Annotated in this window: 19 protein-coding genes and 1 pseudogene; 6 read left to right on the plus strand and 14 right to left on the minus strand. The window is 67.1% G+C overall.

Annotated elements, in window-relative coordinates; all coding sequences use genetic code 11:
* Positions 1-369: 369 nt before the first annotated feature.
* On the minus strand, positions 370-1743 hold the full coding sequence (gene xseA, locus CK620_RS05835; RefSeq protein ID WP_095549620.1) for an exodeoxyribonuclease VII large subunit: 1374 nt from the start codon (positions 1741-1743) through the stop codon (positions 370-372).
* Positions 1744-1979: 236 nt separating this feature from the next.
* Between xseA and zapE the strand changes: the two genes are divergently transcribed.
* Positions 1980-3077, plus strand: coding sequence for a cell division protein ZapE (zapE, locus tag CK620_RS05840; protein WP_095542469.1), 1098 nt, complete (start codon positions 1980-1982; stop codon positions 3075-3077).
* A 102-nt stretch (positions 3078-3179) separates the two neighbouring features.
* Here zapE and CK620_RS05845 read toward each other — a convergent pair whose 3' ends face one another.
* On the minus strand, positions 3180-3980 hold the full coding sequence (locus CK620_RS05845) for a hypothetical protein (RefSeq protein ID WP_095549483.1): 801 nt from the start codon (positions 3978-3980) through the stop codon (positions 3180-3182).
* A gap of 294 nt (positions 3981-4274) precedes the next feature.
* On the opposite strand from CK620_RS05845, the gene CK620_RS05850 reads away from it, so the two are divergent.
* Positions 4275-5462 carry a deoxyguanosinetriphosphate triphosphohydrolase gene (locus CK620_RS05850; RefSeq protein ID WP_095549484.1) on the plus strand — a complete coding sequence of 396 codons (1188 nt, stop codon included), beginning with the start codon at positions 4275-4277 and terminating at the stop codon, positions 5460-5462.
* A gap of 41 nt (positions 5463-5503) precedes the next feature.
* Here CK620_RS05850 and CK620_RS05855 read toward each other — a convergent pair whose 3' ends face one another.
* From CK620_RS05855 to CK620_RS05865, 3 genes are all read right to left on the minus strand, one after another.
* Positions 5504-6256, minus strand: a complete 753-nt coding sequence (locus tag CK620_RS05855) for a DUF6683 family protein (RefSeq protein ID WP_143325953.1) — start codon at positions 6254-6256, stop codon at positions 5504-5506.
* A 37-nt stretch (positions 6257-6293) separates the two neighbouring features.
* Positions 6294-7091: an outer membrane protein assembly factor BamD gene (locus CK620_RS05860; RefSeq protein ID WP_095549486.1), complete on the minus strand. Its 798-nt coding sequence runs from the start codon at positions 7089-7091 to the stop codon at positions 6294-6296.
* A gap of 223 nt (positions 7092-7314) precedes the next feature.
* Positions 7315-8115 carry a YoaK family protein gene (locus CK620_RS05865; protein WP_095549621.1) on the minus strand — a complete coding sequence of 267 codons (801 nt, stop codon included), beginning with the start codon at positions 8113-8115 and terminating at the stop codon, positions 7315-7317.
* A gap of 370 nt (positions 8116-8485) precedes the next feature.
* On the opposite strand from CK620_RS05865, the gene CK620_RS05870 reads away from it, so the two are divergent.
* Both CK620_RS05870 and CK620_RS05875 read left to right on the plus strand, forming a co-directional pair.
* Positions 8486-10096 (plus strand): YjgN family protein, encoded by a 1611-nt coding sequence (locus CK620_RS05870; protein ID WP_095549487.1) that lies wholly within the window; start codon positions 8486-8488, stop codon positions 10094-10096.
* A 6-nt stretch (positions 10097-10102) separates the two neighbouring features.
* The gene (locus tag CK620_RS05875) at positions 10103-11281 is read left to right on the plus strand and encodes a M48 family metallopeptidase (RefSeq protein ID WP_095549488.1); all 1179 of its coding nucleotides are present in this window, start codon (positions 10103-10105) and stop codon (positions 11279-11281) included.
* A gap of 9 nt (positions 11282-11290) precedes the next feature.
* Here the strand turns inward: CK620_RS05875 and CK620_RS05880 are convergent, their stop codons facing one another.
* The 4 genes from CK620_RS05880 to lptA form a co-directional block, all read right to left on the minus strand.
* Positions 11291-12523, minus strand: a complete 1233-nt coding sequence (locus tag CK620_RS05880; RefSeq protein WP_238946049.1) for a THUMP domain-containing class I SAM-dependent RNA methyltransferase — start codon at positions 12521-12523, stop codon at positions 11291-11293.
* Between the two features lie 89 nt (positions 12524-12612).
* Positions 12613-14244: an RNA polymerase factor sigma-54 gene (rpoN, locus tag CK620_RS05885; RefSeq protein ID WP_095549490.1), complete on the minus strand. Its 1632-nt coding sequence runs from the start codon at positions 14242-14244 to the stop codon at positions 12613-12615.
* Between the two features lie 9 nt (positions 14245-14253).
* Entirely contained in the window at positions 14254-15051 is a 798-nt protein-coding gene (gene lptB, locus CK620_RS05890; RefSeq protein WP_095549491.1) for an LPS export ABC transporter ATP-binding protein, read from the minus strand.
* A gap of 10 nt (positions 15052-15061) precedes the next feature.
* Positions 15062-15742, minus strand: coding sequence for a lipopolysaccharide transport periplasmic protein LptA (gene lptA / locus CK620_RS05895; protein ID WP_095549492.1), 681 nt, complete (start codon positions 15740-15742; stop codon positions 15062-15064).
* A gap of 248 nt (positions 15743-15990) precedes the next feature.
* Here lptA and metG point away from each other — a divergent pair, with 248 nt between their 5' ends.
* Entirely contained in the window at positions 15991-18129 is a 2139-nt protein-coding gene (metG, locus tag CK620_RS05900; RefSeq protein ID WP_095549493.1) for a methionine--tRNA ligase, read from the plus strand.
* Positions 18130-18231: 102 nt separating this feature from the next.
* Here metG and CK620_RS05905 read toward each other — a convergent pair whose 3' ends face one another.
* The gene (locus tag CK620_RS05905; protein ID WP_095549494.1) at positions 18232-19356 is read right to left on the minus strand and encodes a high-affinity branched-chain amino acid ABC transporter substrate-binding protein; all 1125 of its coding nucleotides are present in this window, start codon (positions 19354-19356) and stop codon (positions 18232-18234) included.
* Between the two features lie 236 nt (positions 19357-19592).
* On the opposite strand from CK620_RS05905, the gene CK620_RS05910 reads away from it, so the two are divergent.
* Positions 19593-20426: an enoyl-CoA hydratase/isomerase family protein gene (locus CK620_RS05910; RefSeq protein WP_095549495.1), complete on the plus strand. Its 834-nt coding sequence runs from the start codon at positions 19593-19595 to the stop codon at positions 20424-20426.
* A 23-nt stretch (positions 20427-20449) separates the two neighbouring features.
* Here the strand turns inward: CK620_RS05910 and CK620_RS05915 are convergent, their stop codons facing one another.
* The 4 genes and pseudogenes from CK620_RS05915 to cysM form a co-directional block, all read right to left on the minus strand.
* Positions 20450-21346 carry a DMT family transporter gene (locus CK620_RS05915; protein WP_095549496.1) on the minus strand — a complete coding sequence of 299 codons (897 nt, stop codon included), beginning with the start codon at positions 21344-21346 and terminating at the stop codon, positions 20450-20452.
* A gap of 43 nt (positions 21347-21389) precedes the next feature.
* Positions 21390-21614 (minus strand): sulfurtransferase TusA family protein, encoded by a 225-nt coding sequence (locus CK620_RS14290; RefSeq protein WP_172424454.1) that lies wholly within the window; start codon positions 21612-21614, stop codon positions 21390-21392.
* An 81-nt stretch (positions 21615-21695) separates the two neighbouring features.
* Positions 21696-22268, minus strand: a pseudogene (locus tag CK620_RS14295) (NUDIX domain-containing protein); the annotation flags it as partial.
* A gap of 56 nt (positions 22269-22324) precedes the next feature.
* Positions 22325-23227: a cysteine synthase CysM gene (cysM, locus tag CK620_RS05925; protein WP_095549498.1), complete on the minus strand. Its 903-nt coding sequence runs from the start codon at positions 23225-23227 to the stop codon at positions 22325-22327.
* Positions 23228-23229 lie beyond the last annotated feature (2 nt).

A 23229-nucleotide genomic window follows, 5' to 3' on the forward strand; every position in this document is an offset into this window, starting at 1 on the left:
TGGAATGAGGGCGCGCAAATGGCAGCGCCAGCCCCTACGACTGATCCGGTTTGGGCTGGTCTCTGAAGCTGAAACGGCGCTTGGTGGGGATGTTGGTCAAGGCCATGCGCACGGCGTGAGGAAATCGCCAAGCAGCGCCTGCCAATGTGTCCCTGGCTTGCCGTTTCGACGGTCGGATCAATGCGCACGCCAATCAATACACTGCTGCGATTTCCCATAACTGACCTGTCCATCATCTGATGGATGGCGGTGGCGCTGTTCCGGGGTGGATCTTCACGGAGCCAGGCCTGTCGCGCCTGCAGTGGCTTGTGTGGCTTGATAGACGAGCATGCGAGGGCGCAGGCTCTTGTAGAGCCTTGCGCAAACGGCTCAAAACGGCAGTTTTTGCTGCGGCGCTGGTGGGGGTTTGGGCTGGGGTTGCGATGATGCGTCAGGCGTGTGCGGCGGCACCTGCAGCGTGGCGCTGCCCTGGGCGAGCCGGGCGGTGATGGTTTGGCCGGGCTGCAGTTGCGCGGGCTTGCGCACGATCTCGCCCTGCGCGGTGCTGAGGATGGCGTAGCCGCGTTCGAGCACCTGTTGCGGGTCGAGCATGCGCAGCCGCAGCGCGGCCTGGGCCAGGCGCTGTTGCTGCGCCTGCAGGCTGGCCTGCAGTGCGCGCGGCCATTGCGCGCCGTGCTGTTGCAGGCGCAGTGTTTGGCGTTCGAGCTGTTGCTGGCCGCTGTGGCGCAGGCGCTGGGCGTTGCGTTGCAGTTGCGCGGCGTGCTGCGCCAGCAGCGCCGAGGGGCGCGCCAGCATGTGGCCGGCCCATTGCAGACGGCGCTGCTGCTCCATGCCGTAGCGATCCAGCGCCTGGGCCAGGCGGTCGTGGCTGTGCTGCAAGGCTTGCAGCAGCTGCTGGCGGGGCAGGGCGGCCAGCTCGGCGGCGGCGGTGGGCGTGGGCGCGCGCAGGTCGGCGCACCAGTCGGCGATGGTGAAGTCGGTCTCGTGGCCGATACCAGCCACCAGCGGCACTGGGCTTTGCACAATCAGGCGTGCCAGCTCGGCGTCGTTGAAGGCCCAGAGGTCTTCGATGGAGCCGCCGCCGCGCACCAGCAAGATGGTGTCGATGTGCAGCGGCTGGCCATCGGCGCGGCGCAGCCGGCCTTGGGCGATGCCCTCGTAGAGTTGGGCCAGCGCCGCGCGCAGCGAGGCCGGCGCGCCCGCGCCCTGCACCAGGGCCGGCACCAGCAGCACGGGCACGTGCGGCGCGCGGCGGCGCAGCGCGCTGAGCACGTCGTGCAGCGCGGCGGCGTTGGGCGAGGTGACGATGGCCAGTCCGCGCGGCAGCGCCGCCGGCGGGCGCTTGCGCGCAGCATCGAACAGGCCTTCTTGCTGCAGGCGTTGTTTGAGCTGCAGGAATTGCTCGTACAGGCTGCCCAGGCCGGCGCGGCGCATGCTCTCGACCACCAGCTGCAGGTCGCCGCGCGGGCCGTAGACGCTGACGCGGCCCTGCACGATGACGCGGTCGCCCTCGGCCGGCTCGAAAGTCGCCAGTTGCGCGGCGCGGCGGAACATGGCGCAGCGCAGCTGGCCCTGGGCATCCTTGAGGGCGAAGTACAGGTGCCCGCTGGCGGCGCGGCTTAGGCCGCTGATCTCGCCTTCGACGGCCACGGCGCCAAAGCGCGCCTGCAGCGCATCGCCAATGGCCAGGCACAGCGCCCCTACTGGCCAGACCCTGGCGCCGGGGGCGAGGGCGGTGCTCATGGGCGCGGCGGCGCTGTCTTGGGCATCGCCTGCGGCGTGCCAGGGGCTGAAGGGATCTTGGCTGGGCATGGGGCGGGCAGCGGCAGTGTGTCGACGGGAGGTGGGTGGCGGTATGTCCAAGGCGGCTATTGTCGCCGCTGGCCGGCTCAGGGCCATGCGCGGCTGCGCGCCGGGGCTATGGGACAATCGCCCGCTTGGCCGCAGGGCGTGGCGCAACAACAGAAGGTGACACAGGCATGAATGTGCGAGAGGCCTATCAGGCCAGTTTGGCGGAAAAGGGCTATCAGGCCGACCCAGCGCAGCTGCGCGCGGTGGAGGCGCTGCAGCGCTGCGCCGAAGAATGGGCGGCCTACAAGAGCAAGCGCTCGAACCGCTTCAAGAAGCTGCTCAACCGCCCTGAGATCCCGCAGGGCGTGTACATGTACGGTGGCGTGGGGCGCGGCAAGAGCTTTTTGATGGAATGCTTCTTTCAGCAGGTGCCCATCCAGCGCAAGGTGCGGCTGCATTTTCATGAGTTCATGCGCGAGGTGCACCGCGAGCTGCACGCCCTGCAGGGCACGCAAAATCCGCTGGACGTGCTGGGCGCGCGCATTGCCAAGCGCTACAAGCTGATCTGCTTTGATGAGTTCCACGTGGCCGACATCACGGACGCGATGATTCTCTACAAGCTGCTGCTGGCGCTGTTCGACAACGGCGTGGGCTTTGTCACCACCTCCAACTTCAGGCCCGATGAGCTCTACCCCAACGGTTTGCACCGCGACCGGATTCTGCCGGCCATCGCCCTGCTCAACGAGCGCATGGAGGTGGTCAACGTGGACAACGGCACGGACTACCGCCGCCGCACGCTGCAGCACGTGCAGCTCTACCACTGCCCCAACGGCCCCGAGGCCGACGCCGCCATGGCCGCAGCCTTCGAGCAACTGGCCGAAAGCGCCGATGAGGAGCCGCTGATGCGCATCGAGTCGCGCAGCATCCCGGCCAAGCGCCGCGCCGGCGGCGTGATCTGGTTCGACTTCAAGCAACTGTGCGGCGGCCCGCGCTCGCAGAACGACTATCTGGAAATCGCCAACCAGTTCCACACCGTGCTGGTGTCGGACATCCCGCAGATGTCGGTCAACCTGGCCTCGGAGGCGCGGCGCTTCACCTGGCTGGTGGACGTGCTCTACGACCGCAGCGTCAAGCTGATGGTCTCGGCCGCTGTTGCGCCCGAGCAGCTGTACCTGCAAGGCCCGCTGGCGCATGAATTCCCGCGCACCGTCTCGCGCCTGAACGAAATGCAGTCGCAGGAATACCTGGCGCTGCAAAAGCGCGTGGTCGATACCAGCCTGACTTGAAAGGCGGCCCCAGGCTTTGGAGCCTTTGCGTCAAGGCGCTGTCTGGACGGCGGGCAATGGCAGCGCAGCGGATGGGCGTTTGGCTTTTCTTGCCAAGCGCCATTACGCACGTGATGGCGGGGCGGGCAGCTCCACTTGCTGCGCCTGCCAGGATGGCGCCAGACGGGCGCACAGCGTCAGGAGCAGCAGCAGCATGGAGTAGTCGATGGTGCGCTCGAAGTGGGGCCCCAAGATGGGCTTCAGCTCCTCCTGCAAGACCAGCAGGCTGGTTGGCAGCAGCGCGCACAGCGGGCCGAGCGTCGCCACCAGCCAGCCCAGCGGCCGGATGCGCAGCGCCACATCCGGCGCGGCAGCCGGGCGCTGGCCGGCCAGCACGGCCTGGGCCGCGGCGGCAATGTCTTCGCTGACGGCGTGCTGGCCCAGCACGTCGGTGTCAAAGCGCCGGGTCTGGCCATCCTTGAACACCACGGCCAGGTGGCTGAAGTACAGCATGCCGTGCTCGCCCATGCGCTGCGTTTGGTAAGCGTAGACGGCCTGCAGTTGCTGCCAGGGCATGGGCGGGCCCAGTTGCTGGCGGGGCCAGAAGCCGGCCAGCGCGCTGTGGTCCACCACCAGGCGCAGGCCGTGCTGGTCGATCTGTGCCAGGCGCCGCCGGGGGTGCAAAAAGGCAAAGGCAAACAGCCGCCCCCAGACCAGCGCCGCCAGCAGCGCCAGGGCCGCAAAGGGCAGGGCCAGCAGGCTGAACCAGCCGCCGATCTTGAGCAGCGAGAACACGCCGATGCCCCCGCCCATGACCATGAGCAAGGCGGCGCCCATGCGCAGATTGGCCTCGGCCACGGTGTGTGGGTTGACGATCCAGTAGCGCTCGAATGGCTCGGCGGTGGGCATGCGCATGTCGTTCATCTCCTCCACGGCTCTCAGAGCCTGTTCAAAATCTCTCTACTGCGGCCAAGAGCGCGGATTGGGGCGGCCTGCTTCCGTTGCAAAGCCTCGCCATGGTTGGGGCCATGGCTGTGTTCTGCGCCTTGCAGCCCATCCCAAACCACTTTCTTGCCAACTCGCACCGAGATTTTGAACCGGCTCTCAGGCGCGGTGCTGTGGCCGCAGCATCGCATGATAGGCGGCACAATGCGCCGCGCGCCTGTTGCCGCCTGTTGCCGAAACCCCTTTGTGATGCCCTGCAGAAACCACCCGCCCATGAGCCCCGCCCCCGCCAGCGCCCGCCACGCGCCTTATGCCAGCCAGCCCGCAAACACGCGCGGGCGGCGCGTGGCCGAAGCCGCTGCGCCCACGCGCAGCGATTTCCAGCGCGACCGCGACCGCATCGTGCATTCCTCGGCCTTTCGCCGCCTGGTTTACAAGACGCAGGTGTTTCTCAACCACGAGGGCGATATGTTCCGCACGCGGCTGACGCATTCGCTGGAGGTGGCGCAGGTGGCGCGCTCCATCGCCCGGCCGCTGGCGCTGGATGAAGATTTGGTGGAAGCCATTGCGCTGGCGCACGATCTGGGCCACACGCCCTTTGGCCATGCCGGGCAGGATGCGCTGCACGCCTGCATGCGTGATTTCGGCGGCTTCGAGCACAACCTGCAAAGCCTGCGCGTGGTCGATGTGCTGGAGCAGCGCTATCCGCAGTTTGACGGCTTGAACCTGTGCTTTGAAACCCGCGAGGGCATCCTCAAGCACTGCTCGGCGCGCAATGCCCGCGCCATCGAGGCGCGCGAGCCTGGCGGCATTGCGCGGCGCTTTCTGGACGCGCAGTGGCCCAGCCCCAGCCTGGAGGCGCAGCTGTGCAACCTGGCCGATTCCATCGCCTACAACGCGCACGACATCGACGACGGCATTCGCTCGGGCCTGTTGCATGCCGAGCAACTGCAGGACGTGGCGCTGTTTGCCCAGCACCACGCCCAGGCCGCCGATGAGTTCCCGGCGCTGCGCCAGCAGCCCCGACGCTGGTTGTACGAGACCATCCGCCGCATGCTCAGCGCGCAGATCTACGACGTCATCGACACCACCAGCGCGCACCTGGCCCAGCACCGGCCAGCCAGCGCCGATGCCGTGCGCCAGCTGCCGCCGCTGCTGCGCTTCAGCCAGGCCATGCAGCGCCAGGCCGTGCAGCTCAAGCAGGCGCTGTTTCAGCATCTGTACCGCCACCCGCAGGTGCAGCACACCACCGAGCGCGCCCAGCAGGTCATCACCGATTTGTTCCAACACTACCTGGCCGCGCCCGAGCGCATGCCGCCGGAGTTTGCCGCCCGCGCCCAGCAAGCCGGCAGCGATGCAGGCGCGGCGCGCAGCGTGGCCGATTTCATCGCCGGCATGACCGACCGCTTTGCGCTGGCCGAGCACGAGCGCCTGCACGGCTACGCCATCATGCAGTCCTGATGGCGCTTGGGGGGCCGTTGATGGCGGCGGTGGGCAGGGCTTCAGCGCAGGCGCAAGCCGCTGGAGTCCAGCTGCAGCGCATCGACGTCAAAGCCCACGCGCTGCAGGCTGGCGCGCGCCTGGCTGGCAGCCTGGGCCTTGGCGCTGGCGTCTTTCTTTTCATCGGCCTGGTTGTAGGCGATTTGCTGCACGATGGCCGTCCACAGCAGCAGCTCGGCCATGCGCTGCTTGTCGGCATCGCTTTGCTTGAGCATGCCCTGGTCGCTGCTGAGCACGCTTTGCAGTTGCTTGAGCAGGCCGGCGGTTTCGATCTGGGCCGTGTCGATGCCGTGCACGATGCGGTAATTGCCCAGCAGCCAGAAGGCCATGGCCGTGGCCACGCTGTCGGGGTCGTGGCCCATGCGCTTGAATTGCTCGCGCACGGAGGCAATGCCGTCGTAATCGGCCAGTGCGTTGACGATGGCCAGGCTGGTGGCATCGCCCGCGCTGGATTGTTCGATGCGCTGGCGCATGCCTTGCATGAACTCTGCGCGCACCTGCTGGCTGACGGCTGGGGCGTAGCGGTAGCGGTAGGCGCTGGGCTTGGGCGCGGCCTTGCGCGAGGCCTGGGCCTTTTTGCTGCCGCCAGAGCTGTTTTTGAGCACCTGGCTGCTGAGCAGGTAATTGCCCGCGCCGATGGACAGGCTCATGCCGCCATCGCTGCTCATCCAATAAGACCAGGCCGGCGCGCCTGCGCCCAGGCCCAGGGCGGCGCTCAACAACAAGGTGCGGCAAGCCGATTGCAGAGGTGTCATGACAGCGCCCTTTCGTAGTGGTCAGCGGCTCAGCGGGTCAGCGCCAGAAGCGCCACCAGGATTTGGGCTGCGCCGGTTGCGCGCCGGGCAGTCCTTGCGGGAAGGAGCTTTCGATCACGCGGCGCGTGTCGTCGCGCAGCTCGGTCATGCCCAGTTTGTCGTAGGAGCGCTCCAGAATCTGCAGCGCCTCGGCCAGCGCCGGCGCGTCCTGGTAGTCCTGAATGGCCAGCTGGGCGCGGTTGATGGCGGCCACGTAGGCGCCGCGCGAGTAGTAGTAGCGCGCCACATGCACCTCGTACGAGGCCAGCGCATTGACGATATAGACCATGCGCTGGCGGGCGTCGCGTGCATAGCGCGACTCGGGGTAGCGCTCGACCAGTTCCTTGAAGGCCTCGAAGGACTCCTTGGCCGCGCGCTGGTCGCGCTCGGACAAATCCTGGCGGTGCAGCCAGGAAAACAGCCCGAGGTTGTCGTTGAAGTTGACGATGCCTTTGAGATAGAGCGCGTAATCGGCCGCCGGGCTGGTCGGGTGCAGCTGCAGGAAGCGATCGAGCGTGGCGATGGCCTCGGCCTTGTCGCCATTGCGGTATTGGGCGTAGGCCTTGTCGATTTGCGCCTGCTGCGCCAGCGTAGTGCCCGCTGCACGCCCTTCCAGGCGCTCCAGCAGCGGCACGGCCTTCTCGAAGTTCGAGGCATTCATCTCGCTGCGCGCCTCGGTGTAGATCCGGTCGGGCGACCAGTTGGCGGAGCGGTCGGACGAGGTGTTGGAGCAGGCTGCGAGCAAGGCCGCAAGCGCTGCCGCGCTGCAAAGGCGAAGCAGGTCAGTGGTGTGCATAGAAAATGGCGCAGGCATGGCGCACGCAAGCAGCGGCCAAGCAAGGTTGGAACAAGCCCCCGCGCCCGGTGTATGGCGCGCTGTGCCGCAGCGCCTGGCCGGGCGCGCCGCGATGGCGGCATGGCATGGGCTGGGCGATTGTAGCGGCCCTGTGCCGCGCCGCCTCAGGCAGGGCCTGCGCGCAGCCAGCGGCAAGCTGGGCGCTGCGCCTCTTGCCTTTCTTTCAGCGGGGGCTGCGGCGGCGGCGCACGCTGCGCCAGCGTCGCCAGGCTATGCGCAAATCCAGCAGCACCGGCGCGGTGGCCAGGGTCACCAGAATCAGCGCCAGCGCGGCCGTGAACACATAGCCAATGGTGTTGAAGGCCACAGCGCCCACCACGCCGCCGACGAAGAAGCACAACAGCAGCGCGCCGAGCATGACCAGGTGGCGCCGGTTGGCGCGCACCTTGCGCTGTTCGTCGCCCAGATCGGTGCGGTTCCAGTACAGCAGCCGGCCCAGCTCAATGCCAATGTCGGTGACGATGCCGGTGACGTGCGTGGTGCGGATCTGCGCGCCGCCCAGTTGCGAGACCACGGCGTTTTGCAGCCCCATGATGAAGCACAGCAGCACCACCGTCATGGGGATGAACAGCAGCGAGGGCAGGGCCTGCAGGCGCGCGCCCAGCGCGCCAAAGAGCATCAGCAGCGCAGCTTCCAGCAGCAGCGGCATGGCGTATTCGCTCTCGAGCCGGTGGCGTCGGGCATAGCCGATCATGACTGCGGTGCAGGCCGAGCCCATGATGAAGGACAGCAGCCCGCCCAGGCCTGCGAACACCGCATGGTAGGCCCCCAGCGCGATGGAGTCGGCCATGTGCGCCACGATGCCCGTCATGTGCGAGGTGTACTGCTGCACGGCCAGAAAGCCGCCGGCATTGGCCGCGCCGGCCACGAAGGTCAGCACCAGGCTCAGCCACAGGTTGTTGCGCGCAGTGCGGGTGCGGCCTGACAGCGGGCGGGCACGGCGCCAGTAGGCACGGAATTTCACGGTGGGCAGCTTGGCAAGAAGGCGGGCGGCAAAGCCGCGATTCTGCGCCTGCTGGGCAAGCCCTGCAAATCCCTGGCCTTGATCCAGACGCCCATGTTGTGCCGGCAAAACTGCTTGTTTCTGGCATGTGCGAGGCTCTTTAGACAAAACGTTACACTTGCATCCTTTCGATATTGCGCCTGAGAGCCTGTCCCCCCCAATTCGCTGCGAATGGCGCTCGCCCAGGTCCGGGATGCCTGCAAGGCGCAAAGCGTGGCCAACAGTGCGCTATTGGCAAGTTTTGTGGGTGCAGCAGAGGCCCGATTCTGGGGCTGAGCGCAGCGCGAGGATTTTTTGAGGGCAGGCTCTTACATGAGAGGGGTGAAAGCGCATGAGCCAGGACGATGTGCACAGCAGCGGAGCAGCTGGGATGCCCGATGCCGATTCGAGTGCGGATTCGCAGCAATGGGAGCTGGTGGCGCAATCGCGCCTGCATGAGGAGCCTGCCAGCGCGCCTTCGCAACCGTCCGATGGCGCTGCGCCGCCGTCGCCACCGAGGCCCAGAGCCGTGCGCCCTGCTGTGGCCAGGGCCGACAAATCCAAAATCCCCGTCAAGGCCTATCCCCTGAAGTTCACCGGAGCGGGCGCGCAGTATTTCCGCGTCTGGTTCGTCAATGTGCTGCTGCTGATCCTGACGCTGGGCATCTACACGCCCTGGGCGCGCAAGCGCACGGCCGAATACTTCTTCAGCCACAGCGTGATCGCGCGCAGCCCGTTGGAGTTTCACGCCAGCATCAAGCGCATGGTGATTGGCTTTTTCATCTTCCTGGGGCTGTACAAGCTGTTCGACTGGGCCATCAGCCACGACAACCTGCTGCTGGTGGGCCTGGCGCTGACCAGTGCGGCCGTGGCCATCCCCTTTCTGTGGGGCAGCGCCAAGCGCTTTCGCGTCACGGCCACGCGCTGGCGGGGCCTGCGGCTGCGCTTTGGCACGAACTGGAAGGAGATTTACTGGGCCAGCTGGCCGGTGTTCCTGATGGCTGCCAGCTGGTTTTTGGCCTACGTGGGGCTGGACATGATCGCCACCTTCACCTCGCCCAGCCTGCTGGAGGAAACCCGCCCCACGACCTGGCTGGGCCTGAGGCCCGGCAGCTGGGCGTTGATTGTGCTGGCGCTGCTGGTGAGCTGGCTGTGCGTGGTGCGCGTGCTGTTCAATTACCAGCGCCTGTTGGTGCAGCGCAGCTACCTGGGCATCGAAGGCGGCGTGTTCCGCGCCAACTACTGGGATTTCGTCAAGATCTGGCTGGCCAGCACGCTGATTGGCCTGGTGGGCCTGGCGGTGGTGGCCGGCGGCGCGGGCTACGTGCTCGTGCAAAGCGGGCTGGTGCAGGCCTACCAGTGCGCCGTGCAGCTGCAGCAACAGCAAACCTATGAGGACTTGCGCGAGATGGAGCGGCCCGAGGGCATCTCCGAGCAGGAGTGGGAGGAGTTTTTGCAGCAGATGCAGCGCCAGGCCGAGGCCGCGCCACAGGCCAAGGGGCCAGCGCCGCAGCCAGGTGGCCAGCCCCAAGCCTGCGAGCAATTCGATCAAGAGCGGCTGGAGGACTGGATTCCATCCATGCAGCAAGTGCTGCTGGCCTTTTTGGGCGGCTTGATCGCGCTGCTGACGGGCCTACAGGCCGCGCTGGCCTACCGCGAGGCGGCCCAGCACCGGTTGGTGTGGAACCGCACCGGCATCAGCGACATCGCGCGCTTTCGCTGCGCGCTGAGCGTGCCGGGCTTCGTCTGGCTGCGCCTGCAGAACTGGTTGCTGACGCTGCTCACGCTGGGCTTTTACCGGCCCTTTGCCCGGGTGCGCGAATACCGCGCCAAGTGGAACTCCACCACCGTCTACATCCGTGGCGGCGTCTCGCAGATCAAGAGCCTGCTGGTGATTCAGCAGGAAGGCGGCGCGCTGGCCGATGCCGTTGCCGACTTTGCCGGTTTTGACATCATCTCCTGAGCTCTCATGCCCGCCCATCGCGCCACCGCCCCTGCCCCGGCTGCACAGCCTGGCCGTGCCCTCAAGGCCTTGTGGTACGACGGCCTGAGCAGCCGTGGCCGGCGCGTGCTGGTCATGATCGAGCCGGCCGCTGGCGGCCCGCAGCTGGTGATCGAGCCCCTGGATGCAGCCGGCGATGGCCTGTGCCTGGCGCACCGCCAGGTGCAATGGCCGCAAACCTATGGCCGAGGTACGGCGCAAAACCGCCTGACCGTGGCCCTGGGCGAGCACGGCACGCTGGAGGTGCAAAGCGCCGCGCAATGGCACGAGGCCTACAACCGCGCAGGCGGCAAGCGCAAAGTGGCCGAGCGCCTGCAACTGGGCTGGAAGCTGCTGCTGGGCTTTACTGCCGCCAGCGTGCTGCTGCTGGTGCTGTTCTTCCGCTATGGCACGCCGATGGTGGCCACGCAGCTGGCGCGCTTCGTGCCCATTGGCTGGGAGCTGGAGATCAGCCAGCAGGCGCTGGCCCAGCTCGATGGCAGGGCCTTCAAGTCCAGCAGCCTGCCCGCAGCGCGCCAGTTGGCGCTGCGCCAGCGCTTTGAGGCCATGCTGGCCGACATCCCCGAGCCATTGCGACGCTATCGCGGCTACCAGCCGGTGTGGCGGCTGGAGTTCCGCGCCAGCGAGCTCATTGGCGCCAATGCGCTGGCCTTTCCCGGCGGCGTGATGGTGCTCACCGACGACATGGTGGCCCTGGCCGACAAGCACAAGCTGGGCGATGACGCGCTGCTGGGCGTGCTGGCGCACGAAATCGGCCACATCGTGCACCGCCACTCCAGCCGCGCGCTGATCGAGCAGACCGTGCTCAATGCCGTGCTGAGCATGGCGCTCAGCGACGTTTCCGGCTGGGTGGCGCTGGCCAGCACCAGCCTGACCACGCTGGCCTACAGCCGCGCACACGAGCGCGAGGCCGACTGCTTTTCCATGGCGCTGATGCGCCACCAGAAGATGGACACGCGCCCGCTGGCCAAGCTGTTTGCCGCCGTGACCGAAACCCCCATGCCCACGTCACAGGGGCAGGCCGGCCGCAAGTCGGGCGCAGGTTGGGATTGGCTGTCCACCCATCCCGACTCGGGCATGCGCATCGCCGACTTCCAGTCCGGCCAGGCCATGCAGTGCGACCTGCGCACCGGGCGCTTGCGCTGAGAGCGCACGCTATGACCGGCGCGCTTGCAGGTCAAAGCGAAACAGCCGGCAGTCGATGGGGCCGTTCCACATGGGCACGCGGCGCGACTCCTTCAGGCGCAGCTTGCCCGGCAGCTTCATGTCCGGGCTGAGCAGCCAGGCCGTCCAGCCGCCGTAGTGGCTTTTCCAGTGCGCAGCCAGCTGGGCGAAGAAGGCTGCGCCGTCGTCGTCGCTGCTGAATTCACGCGCTGAAAAGCCCATTTGCCTGCGCGTTTGCAAGTTGCGCCCGGCGCTGCCGGCGGCGTCGATGCGCGTGCCGTAGGGCGGGTTGAGCAGCAGGATGCCCGGCTGCGCGCAGGGCGGCAGGCGCTGCAGCAGGTCGCCGCCGCGCAATTGCACGGCCTGGGCCACGCCGGCGCGCTCGGCATTGCGGCGCGCGAAATCGACCATGCGGTGCGCGATGTCGCTACCGAAGACGGGCGCGGCCGGCGCGCGGCGCTGCGCCAGGGCCTGCTCGCGCAGCTGTTGCCAGTGCTGCGGCTGGTGCGGCAACAAGTGCTCGAAGGCGAAGCGGCGTTGCAGGCCCGGGGCGATGTTGCAGGCCATTTGCGCGGCCTCGATGGCGATGGTGCCGCTGCCGCAGCAGGGGTCGTACAGCGGCAGCGGCGCGTCCGACAGCGGCTGCCAGCCAGTGGCGGCGATCATGCTGGCAGCCAGGGTCTCCTTCAGCGGCGCATCGCCCTTGTCTTCGCGCCAGCCGCGCTTGAACAGCGGCGCGCCGCTGGTGTCGATGGCCAGCTGCTGGGTTTGAGCATCCAGGTGCAGGTGGATGCGCACCTGCGGGCGCTGGGTGTCCACGCTGGGGCGCTGGCCCTGCCGGGCGCGAAAGCGATCGGCAACGGCATCCTTGATGCGCAGCGCGGCGAAGTTCAGGCTTTTGAGCGGGCTGCGCTGGGCCGTGGCCTCGATCTTGAAGGTCTGCGCGGGCGTGAACCATTGCTCCCAGGGCAGCTGGGCGGCCAGGGCATAGAGATCGTCCTCGCGCTGGTAGGGGCCTTGGGCCAGCACGATGAGCACGCGCTGCGCGATGCGGCTGTGCAGGTTCAGCTGCATGGCCAGGGCCAGCAGCTGCTGGCTGTCGGCATCGGCGTGAATGGCCACGCCGGCGCGTTGCAGCGTCAGCGCCGCCTCGGGCAGGCCGGTGATGCGCTGTACTTCTGCGCCCAGCAGCGCTTCGGTGTGCGCGGCGCAGGGCAGGAACAGGTAGGGCGCAGGCTGGCGTGCAGCAGCGGGCGCGGGAGTGGATGCAGGCGCAGGGGCAGGGCGGGGCGATGGGAGGCGGGAGGCGGCGGTCACAGGCTTTTGCGCAGATTGGCGGGGGCGATGCGCAGCGCCTCGCGGTATTTGGCCACGGTGCGGCGCGCGCATTCGATGCCCTGCTCCTTGAGCAGGTTGGCGATTTGGCTGTCCGAGAGCGGCTGGCTGGGGTCTTCGGCGCTGATCCATTGCTTGATGAGGGCGCGCACGGCGGTGCTGGAGGCGCTGGCGCCGCTGTCGGTCTCCAGCCCGGAGCCGAAGAAGTACTTGAGCTCGAAAGTGCCTTGCGGCGTGGCCATGTACTTGGCCGTGGTCACGCGCGAGATGGTGGACTCGTGCATGCCCAGCTCCTGCGCGATGTCGCGCAGCACCAGCGGCCGCATGGCGGTGGGGCCGTGCACGAAGAAGTCGTGCTGGCGCGCGACGATGGCCTTGGATACCCGCAAGATGGTGTCAAAGCGCTGCTGGATGTTCTTGATGAACCAGCGCGCCTCCTGCACGCGCTGCTGCAGCTCGGCGTGGCTGCTGCTGCCGCGCAGCGCCTTGGCATAGACCTCGTGCACGCGCAGGCGCGGCATGACGTCGGGGTTGATGCGCACCACGAAGTCGCCGCTTGGTGCGCCGCGCTGCTGGCCGGGCTGTCCGGGTGGCGCGGCGTGCACCAGCACGTCGGGCACGATGGCGTTGCGCTCGACGTCGGCAAAGCGCCTGCCGGGCTTGGGCTCGAGCCGGGCGATCAGCAGCAGCGCGTCGCGCACCTGCTCGGGCTCGGCCTGGGTGAGCTGGCAGAGCTGGCGCACATCGCGCTTGGCCAGCAGCTCCAGCGGCTGCTGGCACAGCTGCTGCGCCAGGGCCAGCAGCGCGGGTTCGCAGTCGCAGTGCTCGTCGCGCTGCAGCGCGCGCAGTTGCAGTTGCAGGCATTCGGCCAGGTCGCGCGCGCCCACGCCGGCGGGCTCCATGGTGTGCAGCAGGTTCAGCGCCAGCTGAAAGTGGTGCAGCAGCTCGTCCACGTCTTCCAGGCTGCGCGCCAGCGGCAGGGCGAGGTCTTCGAGCGTGTCCTCCAGGTAGCCGTCCTCGTTGAGCGATTCGATCAGAAAGTCCAGCGCGCAGCGGTCCACGGCGTCGAGGAAGAACTCGCCGGCTTGCTGATGCAGGAAGTCGGCCAGCGAAATGTGCGCGCTGTTGATGTCGGCCGCGTCCACCTCGTCGTTCGCGCCTGCTGCGCCGGGTGCGGGCGCATCGCTGCCCCATTCGCCATCGTTTGCGGAAATGTCCATCGAGCCATCGCCGCCCCAGTCCTCGGGCACGGCCTCGAACTCGCGCTCCTCGCTGCCCTGGGCCTGGCCGGTGGCGTCGCTCTCGCCATCGCCCTCTTCGGCAGCGCCGTCATGGCTGCCGACGTGGTCGCCGCCGGGGCTGGTGGGGCCATCGCGCCCCAGCTCTGGCGCGCTGCCGTCTGCGGGCGGGGTATCCAGGCTGGCGTCGCCGCCATCCAGGCCATCGCTGCCGTCGCCTTCCTGCAGCTCCAGGAAGGGGTTTTCCTCCAGCATGTGCTCGACCTCTTGCTGCATCTCCAGCGTGGACAGCTGCAGCAGCCGGATCGCTTGCTGCAACTGTGGCGTCAGCGCCAGGTTTTGCGAGGTCTTGAGGGAAACGCCCAGCTTCATTGCCGCGCCTCACATGCGGAAGTTCTCGCCCAGGTAGACGCGGCGCACGTCCGGGTTTTCGATGATGTCCTGCGCCGGGCCGTGCGCCAGCACGGCGCCTTCGCTGATGATGCAGGCGCGGTCGCAAATGCCCAGGGTCTCGCGCACGTTGTGGTCGGTGATGAGCACGCCGATGCCGCGCTCTTTGAGAAAGGCGATGCTGCGCTGAATCTCCATCACCGCGATCGGATCCACGCCGGCAAAGGGCTCGTCCAGCAGGATGAAGCGCGGCTGCGTGGCCAGCGCCCGGGCAATCTCGACGCGGCGGCGCTCACCGCCCGAGAGCGACAGCGCCGGCGCGCTGCGCAGATGATCGACGCGCAACTCCTGCAGCAGCTGCTGCAGGCGCTGCTGCACCTCGGCCTTGCTAAGCGGCTTGCCCTGGGCGTCGAACTGCAGCTCCAGCACGGCCTGCACGTTCTCCTGCACCGTCAGGCGGCGAAAGATCGAGGCCTCCTGCGGCAGATAGGACAGGCCCAGGCGCGAGCGCTTGTGGATGGGCATGTCGGTGATGGCATGGCCGTCGATGAGGATCTCGCCGCCGTCGCTGCGCACCAGGCCGACGATCATGTAGAACGAGGTCGTCTTGCCCGCGCCGTTGGGCCCGAGCAGGCCTACGACCTCGCCCGGACCCACATCGAGCGAAACGTCCTTGACCACCTTGCGCCCGCCGTAGCTTTTCTGCAAGTGGCGCGCCACCAGGCCGATGGCCGGGGCAGCGGCTGCTGGCGTGTCTGGCCCGTGCGGGCCTTGTGTTGCTTGCGTCATGGCTGTGGGTTCAAGGGGCGGTCTGTTGCAGCTCGCTGCTGGGCGCCAGCGGCGTGGCCGGGGCCTTGGCGCCACGGCTGCCACGGTCGCTGCCGCTGCTGGCCTGGCCCGTGGTGCTGGCGCCGATCACGGCGCGCACGCGACCGCCCTGGCCGGCAGGCGCCGAGCCGCTACTGCCGCCGCCGCGCGTTGCGCCATCGACGCTGAACTGGCCGCTGCCATTGTGGTAGACGATCTCGCCGCCGCTGATCTCATCGTTGAGCTGCCCGCCCTGGTAACGGCGCAGCTGCGCCCGGCCCAGCAGCCGCACCCGGTCGGCCTTGCTGTCGTACTCGATGCGCGTGGCCTCGGCCTCCACCGTTTCCTTCGGGGCGCCTTTGGGGGTGTCGCGCTGCTGGCTGAAGAAGGCGCGCCGCCCGCCGCCTGCCTGCACTGTGCCCAGCTGGCTGCCATCAGCACGCTGCAGCACATTGAGCGAGTCGCCGCGCAGCACGATGCTGCCTTTGGTGACGACCACGCGGCCGGTGAACACCGTGGTCTGCTTGGCCTCGTCGTGGCGCAACGAATCGGCTTCGATGTTCATGGGCTGGGCGCGGTCGCTGGCCAGCGCGTGCGCTTGAGGCTGGGGCAAGGCCAGAGCCAACAGCACGACGCTGGCGGTGGCCAAGGGGAGGAACAGGGTCTTGCTCATTGCGGCATGAATTTTGCTTATGGGGTGCGCCAGATTCTAGGGCTTGTTCACCCGCCAGCGGGCTTTGCCCCTCAGCGGCTGCACAGCGCCAGGGCATGGCGCGGCAACAGGCCATAAAATCGCCGCGCCCTCAGAGCCTGTGCAAGGTCTGCATGAATCCAGCGGCCAGTGAGCCTTGCGATTCGTGCAGGCCTTGCTTGATGGGCGCGCTTGTTTTGCCAGGCACGGCCTGCGCCCCGAATGAATCTATGAAGCCACGCACCATTTTCGTCACCACTGCCTTGCCGTATGCGAACGGCACTTTCCACATCGGCCACATCATGGAATACATCCAGGCCGACATCTGGGTGCGCTTTCAGCGCATGCAGGGCCACCGGGTGGATTTTGTGGGCGCTGACGATGCCCACGGCGCGCCCATCATGATCGCGGCGCAGAAGGCGGGACAGACGCCCGAGCAGTTCGTGGCCGCCATTGCTGCCGGCCGCAAGCAGTATCTGGATGGTTTTTACATCAGCCATGACCACTGGCATTCAACCCACAGCCCGGAGAACACCGAGCTGGCGCAACAGATCTACCGCGATCTGAGACAGGCCGGGCTGATTGCCACGCGCACCATCGAGCAATTCTTTGACCCGCAGCAGGGTATGTTCCTGCCCGACCGCTACATCAAGGGCGAGTGCCCCCGCTGCCATGCCCAGGATCAGTACGGCGACAACTGCGAGGTCTGCGGCAGCGTGTACGCGCCCACTGAGCTGATCGCGCCGTATTCCGCGCTCTCGGGCGCCAAGCCGGTGCTCAAAGAGTCCGAGCATTTTTTCTTCACGCTTTCGGACGCGCGCTGCGTGGACTTCCTGCAGGAGTGGACGCAAAACGGCAAGCATGTGCAGCCGGAGGTGGCCAACAAGGTCAAGGAATGGTTCACCGTGCGCACCAACCCGGACGGCAGCACCAGCGAGGGGCTGGGCGATTGGGACATCAGCCGCGATGCGCCGTACTTCGGCATCGAAATTCCCGATGCGCCGGGCAAGTACTTCTACGTCTGGCTGGATGCGCCCGTGGGCTATCTGGCTGCGCTCAAGAGCCTGCTGGCGCAGCGCGGCGAGGACTATGAGGCCTACATGGCCAACCCGCAGTTGGAGCAGGTGCACTTCATCGGCAAGGACATCGTCACCTTCCACACCCTGTTCTGGCCCGCGATGCTGCACTTCTCCGGCCGCAAGACGCCCGACCAGATTGCCGTGCATGGCTTTCTCACCGTCAACAACGGCCAGAAGATGAGCAAGAGCCGTGGCACCGGGTTGGATCCGCTCAAGTACCTCAAGCTGGGCATGAACCCCGAATGGCTGCGCTACTACCTGGCCGCCAAGCTCAACGGCCGCAATGAGGACATCGACTTCAACGCCGAGGACTTCATGGCCCGCGTCAACGCCGATTTGGTGGGCAAGTACGTCAACATCGCCAGCCGCGCCGCAGGCTTTATCGCCAAGCGCTTCGATGGCCGCCTGGGCCAGCCCTCGGGCGATGGCCAGGCGCTGCTGCAAACCCTGCGCGCGAAGGCCGATGACATCGGCGATGCCTATGAGCGCCGCGACACTGCCCGCGCGCTGCGCGAGATCATGCTGCTGGCCGACCGCGTCAACGAATATGTGGACGCCAACAAACCCTGGGAGCTGGCCAAGGAACCAGCCCAGGGCGAGCGCCTGCACGACGTCTGCACCACCTGCATCGAGGCCTTCCGCATCCTCACCATCTACCTCAAGCCCGTGCTGCCCGCGCTGGCCGCCCAGGTCGAGGGCTTTTTGCAGGTCAGCCCTTTCAGTTTTGCCGACGCCCAGACTTCGCTGAGCGCGGGGCAAGCCATCGCCGGCTTCAAGCACCTGATCCAGCGCGTGGACGAAAAACAGCTCGAAGCCTTGTTCGAGGCCCCGGCCGCGCCCGCCGCTGCGCCTGCCGAGACGAAAAAGGAGGCCAAGAAAAAAGCTGCCTCGGCCTTCGATCCCCAAGCCCCTGGTGGTGAGCCGCTGGCCGATACCATCACCATCGACGACTTTGTCAAGATCGACCTGCGCATCGCCAAAATCCTGCAGTGCAGCGCCGTCGAAGGCTCAACCAAGCTGCTGCAGCTGACACTGGACGTGGGCGAGCAGGACGAGCACGGCCAACCCAAGACCCGTAACGTCTTCAGCGGCATTGCCAGCATGTACCAGCCCGAGCAGCTGGTGGGCAAGCTCACTGTCATGGTCGCCAACCTGGCGCCGCGCAAGATGAAGTTCGGCCTCTCCGAAGGCATGGTGCTGGCCGCCAGCCATGCCGATGAGGGCAGCCAGCCGGGCATCTACGTGCTCGAACCCTTCCCTGGCGCGCAGCCGGGCATGCGCGTGCGTTGAGTTCGCTTGTCGCAGCATAAAAAAAGCAGCGCCCTGGGCGCTGCTTTTTTTATGCGCTGACGCCGCAAAGGCTGCGGCATCAGCACGGTGCTGGACGCGGACTTATTGCGCAGTGGTCTTGCTGCCGTCCTTGTGCCAAGTGAAGACGTCAAATTTGAAGTTATTGAGGTCGCCAGCCTTGTTCCAGGACAGCTCGCCCACCGGGCTGGGCAGCTTGGCGCCCTTGAGGAACTGGGCCACTTTCTCAGGCTCGTTGGCGCCTGCGCCCTTGATGCCCTCGGCAATGGCCAGCGTGGCGGCGTAGGCCGTCAGCTGGAAGGCGCCGCCAGGATTGCGCTTCTTGTCCTTGAAGGCCTGCACGATCTTGGCGTTGTCCGGGTTTTGCGTGAAGTCGGCCGGCAGCGTCACCAGCATGCCCTCGGCGGCCTCGCCAGCGATGGCGTTGATGTCGGGGTTGCCCACGCCTTCGGGGCCCATGAATTTGGCCGTCACGCCTTGCTCCTTGGCCTGGCGCAGCAGCAGGCCCATTTCAGGGTGGTAGCCGCCGAAGTAAACGAAGTCCACACCCTCGGACTTGAGCTTGGTGATCACGGCCGAGTAGTCGGTGTCGCCGGCATTGATGCCTTCAAAAATGGCCACGGGCACCTTGGCAGCCTGCAGGTTGTCGCGCACGGCGCTGGCAATGCCCTGGCCGTAGGAGGCCTTGTCGTGCAGCACGGCGACCTTGCTGGGCTTGATTTTCTCGATGATGAACTTGGCGGCGGCCGGGCCTTGCTGGTCGTCGCGGCCGATGGTGCGGAAGATGAACTGGTAGTCCTTGCCGTCGGTCAGCGCGGGGGAGGTGGCCGAGGGCGTGACCATGACCACGCCTTCCTCGTCATAGATCGGCGCAGCAGCAATGGTGGCGCCCGAGCAAACGCCGCCGACCACGTAGCCGATCTTGTCGTTGACCACGCGGTTGGCAGCCACGGGGCCTTGCTTGGGCTCGCAGGCGTCATCGATGTAGACGGCCTCGAGCTGCTTGCCCAGCACGCCGCCGCCAGCGTTGATTTGCTCGATGGCCGTTTCCACGCCTTCCTTGACCATGTCGCCATACTGCGTCACGGGGCCGGTGGTCGGGCCGACCACGGCGATCTTGATGTTCTGGGCGTAGGCGCCGGCCGAGAATGCCAGCGCGCCAGCGATGGCGGCGGCAGTAACGACCGACTTGAGACGAAATTGCGTCATGATGACTCCTTGATGTGTGTGCGGGACTGTTCGAGATGCAGAACAGGTTTTGATGGATTTGCTCGCGCGTGCCTGACCATGCGCTTGGCGGCAGAACGCGCAAAACGGATCAAGCATACACGCCAAAATTGTTTGCGCCATTGAGGCAAACGCGGATTTCCGAGCCCGTGGTACGGATTCATCAATGGAGCGCAGCGCTGTTGTTGGGGCGTGCGCCGCAGGACGAAAGGATGGTAATGGAGGACAAGCAAAGCCGCGCCGCTGCAGGCATTGCGCTGGATTGGCACGCCGCAGGCGGGGGCGATGGCAAGGGAGACGGTACGCCCTGCTGGGCGCATGTGCGCGTGCGCAATCCGGGAAAACTCGGGGCCATGACGGTGGCCATGTGGTTGCAGTTGCGCGAGGTATTCGAGCGCATCGCGCAGCAGCCGCAGCTGCGCTGCGTGCTGGTCACCGGCGAGGATGGCGCGTTCTGCGCCGGCGGCGACATTTCCGAATACGCTCAGTTTCGCTTTGACCCGCAGACGTTGGCGCATTTTCATGAGCATCAGGTCTGGGGTGGCCTGAGCGCCATGCTGGCCTGTGACGTGCCGCTGATTGCCGCCATCGACGGCCCCTGTATGGGGGCAGGGCTGGAGATCGCCAGTTGCTGCGATCTGCGCATCGCCACGGGGCGCTCGCAGTTCGGCGCGCCGATTGCGCGGCTGGGCTTTCCGATGGCGCCGCGCGAGTTGGCCTTGGTAGGTCGCGCCGTGGGTGATGCGCTGGCGCGGCGCATGTTGCTGGCCGCGCAGGTGTTGCCGGCGCAGGCGTTGCACGAGGTGGGCTTTCTGGCCCAGCTGCTGCCCGAGCAGGAGTTCGAGGCTGCCGCGCAGCAATGGGTGCAGCGCCTGCTGGCCCTGGCGCCGCAGGCCGCGCGCATGCACAAGCGCAGTCTGCGCGTGCTGGCCGACGCCAGCCAGCAACAGGCCCTGGCCGCGCTGCTGCCGGGCGCATACGACTACGCCCCCAGCGCTGAGCACCGCGAAGGCATCGCCGCCTTTCTGGCCAAGCGCAAGCCGCAGTTTTGAACGGGTCTGAACAAGGCGCTGAATCAGCGCCGGGCATGGCGCAGGGCGGTGTACAGCCCGGCGGCGACGATCAGCGCTGCGCCCAGGTAAAAGCCCCATGCTGGCTGCTCGCGCCAGATCAGCCAGCCCAGCAACGTGGACCACAGCAGCAGGCTGTAGTCAAAGGGCACGACCACGGCCGCCGGCGCCAGCCGAAATGCCTGTGTGATGAAGCCCAGCCCCAGCGTGGCGCACAGCGCCAGCGCGGCCAGCTGCGGTGCGTGCGCGGGCGACAGCGGCACCCAGAAGCCGCCCAGCAGGGCGATGGGCGCTGCAAACACCAGCTGGCCCAGCACGATGTAAGTCATGGTGGTGAGCATGTGTTCGCCCGGGCGGATGCGCCGCGCGCTGAGCATCATGATGGCGTAGCCCAGCGCTGTGACCACGGGCAAGGCCATGGCCCACAAGGGCTGATGGGTTGCCTGCGCGCCGCCGCCATGTGAGGCGGCAATCAGTACCACGCCGAAAAACCCTGCGCCAATGGCCAGCCAGGCGCCCAGGCCCAGGCGCTCCTTGAGTACCAGGGCCGAGATCAGCGCAATGAACAGCGGCGCGCAGAAAGTCAGCGCTGTGGTGTGCGCCAGCGGCAGCAGCGTCATGCTCCAGTAAAAGCAAATGGCGCAGACGACGTTGATCAGCCCGCGCAGCGTGTGAATGCCCAGGTTGGCCGTGCGCAGTGCGGCGGGGCCCAGCGTCAGCGTCACCAGTGCCAACAGCGCCGGCGTGGCCAGCGCAGCGCGCAGCAGCAGCAATTGCATGGGCGGGTAGTGCGCGCCCAGCCATTTGGCCAGTGCGTCGCTGCAGGCCAGGGAAAAGGCCCCAGCCAGCATGTAGGCAATGCCTGCCGCGTGGCGTGGCGCGGGCGCGGTGGCGGTGCTCATATGGCGTGGCAGGTGGCAGAGTGCCGGGGCGGGCGATCGGCGCTCACCGGCGTTGCAGCACGAAATGGTGCACCCCGGCCTCGTCGGTGTGCTGTGCGATCAGCGCATTGCCGGTCTGGCGTGCGAAGGCGGCGAAGTCCTGCAGCGAGCCGCTGTCGGTGGCCAGCACGCGCAGCCGCTGGCCGCTTTGCAGCGTGGCCAAGGCCTTTTTGGCGCGCAGAATGGGCTGCGGGCATCGCAGGCCCTTGGCATCGACTTCGAGGGCCACCGCATCGCCGGCGCCATCGTGGGGCGCGGTTGGGCTGGTTGCCGACGGCGGGGCGGCGGCAGTTGGCGCGCCGCTGGCTGCGTCATCGTTGGGCGCTGCGCTGCTGGCCTGGGCGCTGGTCTGTGGATAGCGCTCGATGACCTGCGGCTCGAAGCCGCGCGCGCGCAGCCATTTCTGCAGTGCCAGCCCGGTGCCGGTGGTCCAGACCGTGGCCTGGGCCGGATCGACCAGCCGGTATTCGGACAACTCGGGCGAGAGCGCGATCTCGCCAGTGGCGACCACGTGGTAGCTGATGAGCACCTGGTTCATGCGCAAAAAGGCCGAGACATCAACCAGTGTGCACTGCTGTACGTCGAGGTTGACCTCCTCCTTGACCTCGCGGGCAATGCCTTGCTCGGGCGACTCGCCCGCCTCCATGAAGCCCGTGATCAGGCCGAAGAAGCGGTCTTTCCATAACGCATTGCGCGCCAGCAGGATCTGGTCGTGGTACTCGACGATGGCCGCCAGCACGGGCGTGGGGTTGTTCCAGTGCGTCCAGCCGCAGGCCGGGCAGCGCAGCCGGTCAACCAGGCCGCTGTCTTCAGGCGCCTGCACCCAGGCCAGCGCCGTGGCGCAGTGGGGGCAGTAGCGCATCTCGTAGGTGGGGGTGCTCATGGGGTGCTTTTGTTTGGTGCGTGGGTGCTGGGGACGGAAGGCTGGCTGCGTGGCGCTCAGATCGGAAACACGCCGGTGGACAGGTAGCGATCGCCCCGATCGCACACCACGAAGGCAATCACCGCGTCGCGCGCTGCAGCTTGCACCTGCAGCGCGGCCCAGAGCGCGCCGCCCGATGAAATGCCGGCGAAAATGCCCTCCTCACGGGCCAGGCGGCGGCACATCTCCTCGGCATCGTCCTGGGCCACCGGCAGCAGCTCATCGACCAGGCCCGGCTCGTAGATGCTGGGCTGGTAGGGCTCGGGCCATTTGCGGATGCCTGGGATGCGCGCGCCCGGAGCGGGCTGGGCTCCGATGATGCGGATGGCAGGGTTCTGCTCCTTCAGATAGCGCGCCACGCCGGTGATGGTGCCGGTGGTGCCCATGGCGCTGACGAAGTGGCTGATGCGCCCCTGCGTCTGCTGCCACAGCTCCGGGCCGGTGGTCTCGTAATGAATGCCCGGGTTGTCGGCGTTGGAGAACTGGTTGAGGATCACGCCCTCGCCCCGGGCGGCCATGGCTTCGGCCAGATCGCGCGCGGCCTCCATGCCGCCACTCTTGGGCGTCAGAATCAGCTCGGCGCCAAAAGCCTTCATGGTCTGGGCGCGCTCGATCGACAAATCCTCGGGCATGACCAGCACCATGCGATAGCCCTTGATGGCCGCAGCCATGGCCAGCGCAATTCCGGTGTTGCCCGAAGTCGGCTCGATCAGCGTGTCGCCGGGGCTGATCTCGCCGCGTTGCTGCGCGCGTTGAATCATGGCCAAGGCCGGGCGATCCTTGACCGAGCCAGCAGGGTTATTGCCCTCGAGCTTGGCCAGCAGCGTATTGCCGCGCGCCAGACACGCCTGACGTTCAAGGCGCTGCAGCGCCACCAATGGCGTTTGGCCGACGATGTCCTCAATTGTTTGGAATTGCATGC

Source organism: Vandammella animalimorsus (assembly GCF_002285285.1).
Classification (GTDB): Bacteria; Pseudomonadota; Gammaproteobacteria; order Burkholderiales; family Burkholderiaceae_C; genus Lampropedia; species Lampropedia animalimorsus.

Bases quoted from the DNA above. Each gene is read 5' to 3' on its own strand.
- xseA (WP_095549620.1), bottom strand. From the start codon at position 1,743: ATGAGCACCGCCCTCGCCCCCGGCGCCAGGGTCTGGCCAGTAGGGGCG.
- zapE (WP_095542469.1), top strand. From the start codon at position 1,980: ATGAATGTGCGAGAGGCCTATCAGGCCAGTTTGGCGGAAAAGGGCTAT.
- CK620_RS05845 (WP_095549483.1), bottom strand. From the start codon at position 3,980: ATGAACGACATGCGCATGCCCACCGCCGAGCCATTCGAGCGCTACTGG.
- CK620_RS05850 (WP_095549484.1), top strand. From the start codon at position 4,275: ATGAGCCCCGCCCCCGCCAGCGCCCGCCACGCGCCTTATGCCAGCCAG.
- CK620_RS05855 (WP_143325953.1), bottom strand. From the start codon at position 6,256: ATGACACCTCTGCAATCGGCTTGCCGCACCTTGTTGTTGAGCGCCGCC.
- CK620_RS05860 (WP_095549486.1), bottom strand. From the start codon at position 7,091: ATGCACACCACTGACCTGCTTCGCCTTTGCAGCGCGGCAGCGCTTGCG.
- CK620_RS05870 (WP_095549487.1), top strand. From the start codon at position 8,486: ATGAGCCAGGACGATGTGCACAGCAGCGGAGCAGCTGGGATGCCCGAT.
- CK620_RS05875 (WP_095549488.1), top strand. From the start codon at position 10,103: ATGCCCGCCCATCGCGCCACCGCCCCTGCCCCGGCTGCACAGCCTGGC.
- rpoN (WP_095549490.1), bottom strand. From the start codon at position 14,244: ATGAAGCTGGGCGTTTCCCTCAAGACCTCGCAAAACCTGGCGCTGACG.
- lptB (WP_095549491.1), bottom strand. From the start codon at position 15,051: ATGACGCAAGCAACACAAGGCCCGCACGGGCCAGACACGCCAGCAGCC.
- lptA (WP_095549492.1), bottom strand. From the start codon at position 15,742: ATGAGCAAGACCCTGTTCCTCCCCTTGGCCACCGCCAGCGTCGTGCTG.
- metG (WP_095549493.1), top strand. From the start codon at position 15,991: ATGAAGCCACGCACCATTTTCGTCACCACTGCCTTGCCGTATGCGAAC.
- CK620_RS05905 (WP_095549494.1), bottom strand. From the start codon at position 19,356: ATGACGCAATTTCGTCTCAAGTCGGTCGTTACTGCCGCCGCCATCGCT.
- CK620_RS05910 (WP_095549495.1), top strand. From the start codon at position 19,593: ATGGAGGACAAGCAAAGCCGCGCCGCTGCAGGCATTGCGCTGGATTGG.
- CK620_RS05915 (WP_095549496.1), bottom strand. From the start codon at position 21,346: ATGAGCACCGCCACCGCGCCCGCGCCACGCCACGCGGCAGGCATTGCC.
- cysM (WP_095549498.1), bottom strand. From the start codon at position 23,227: ATGCAATTCCAAACAATTGAGGACATCGTCGGCCAAACGCCATTGGTG.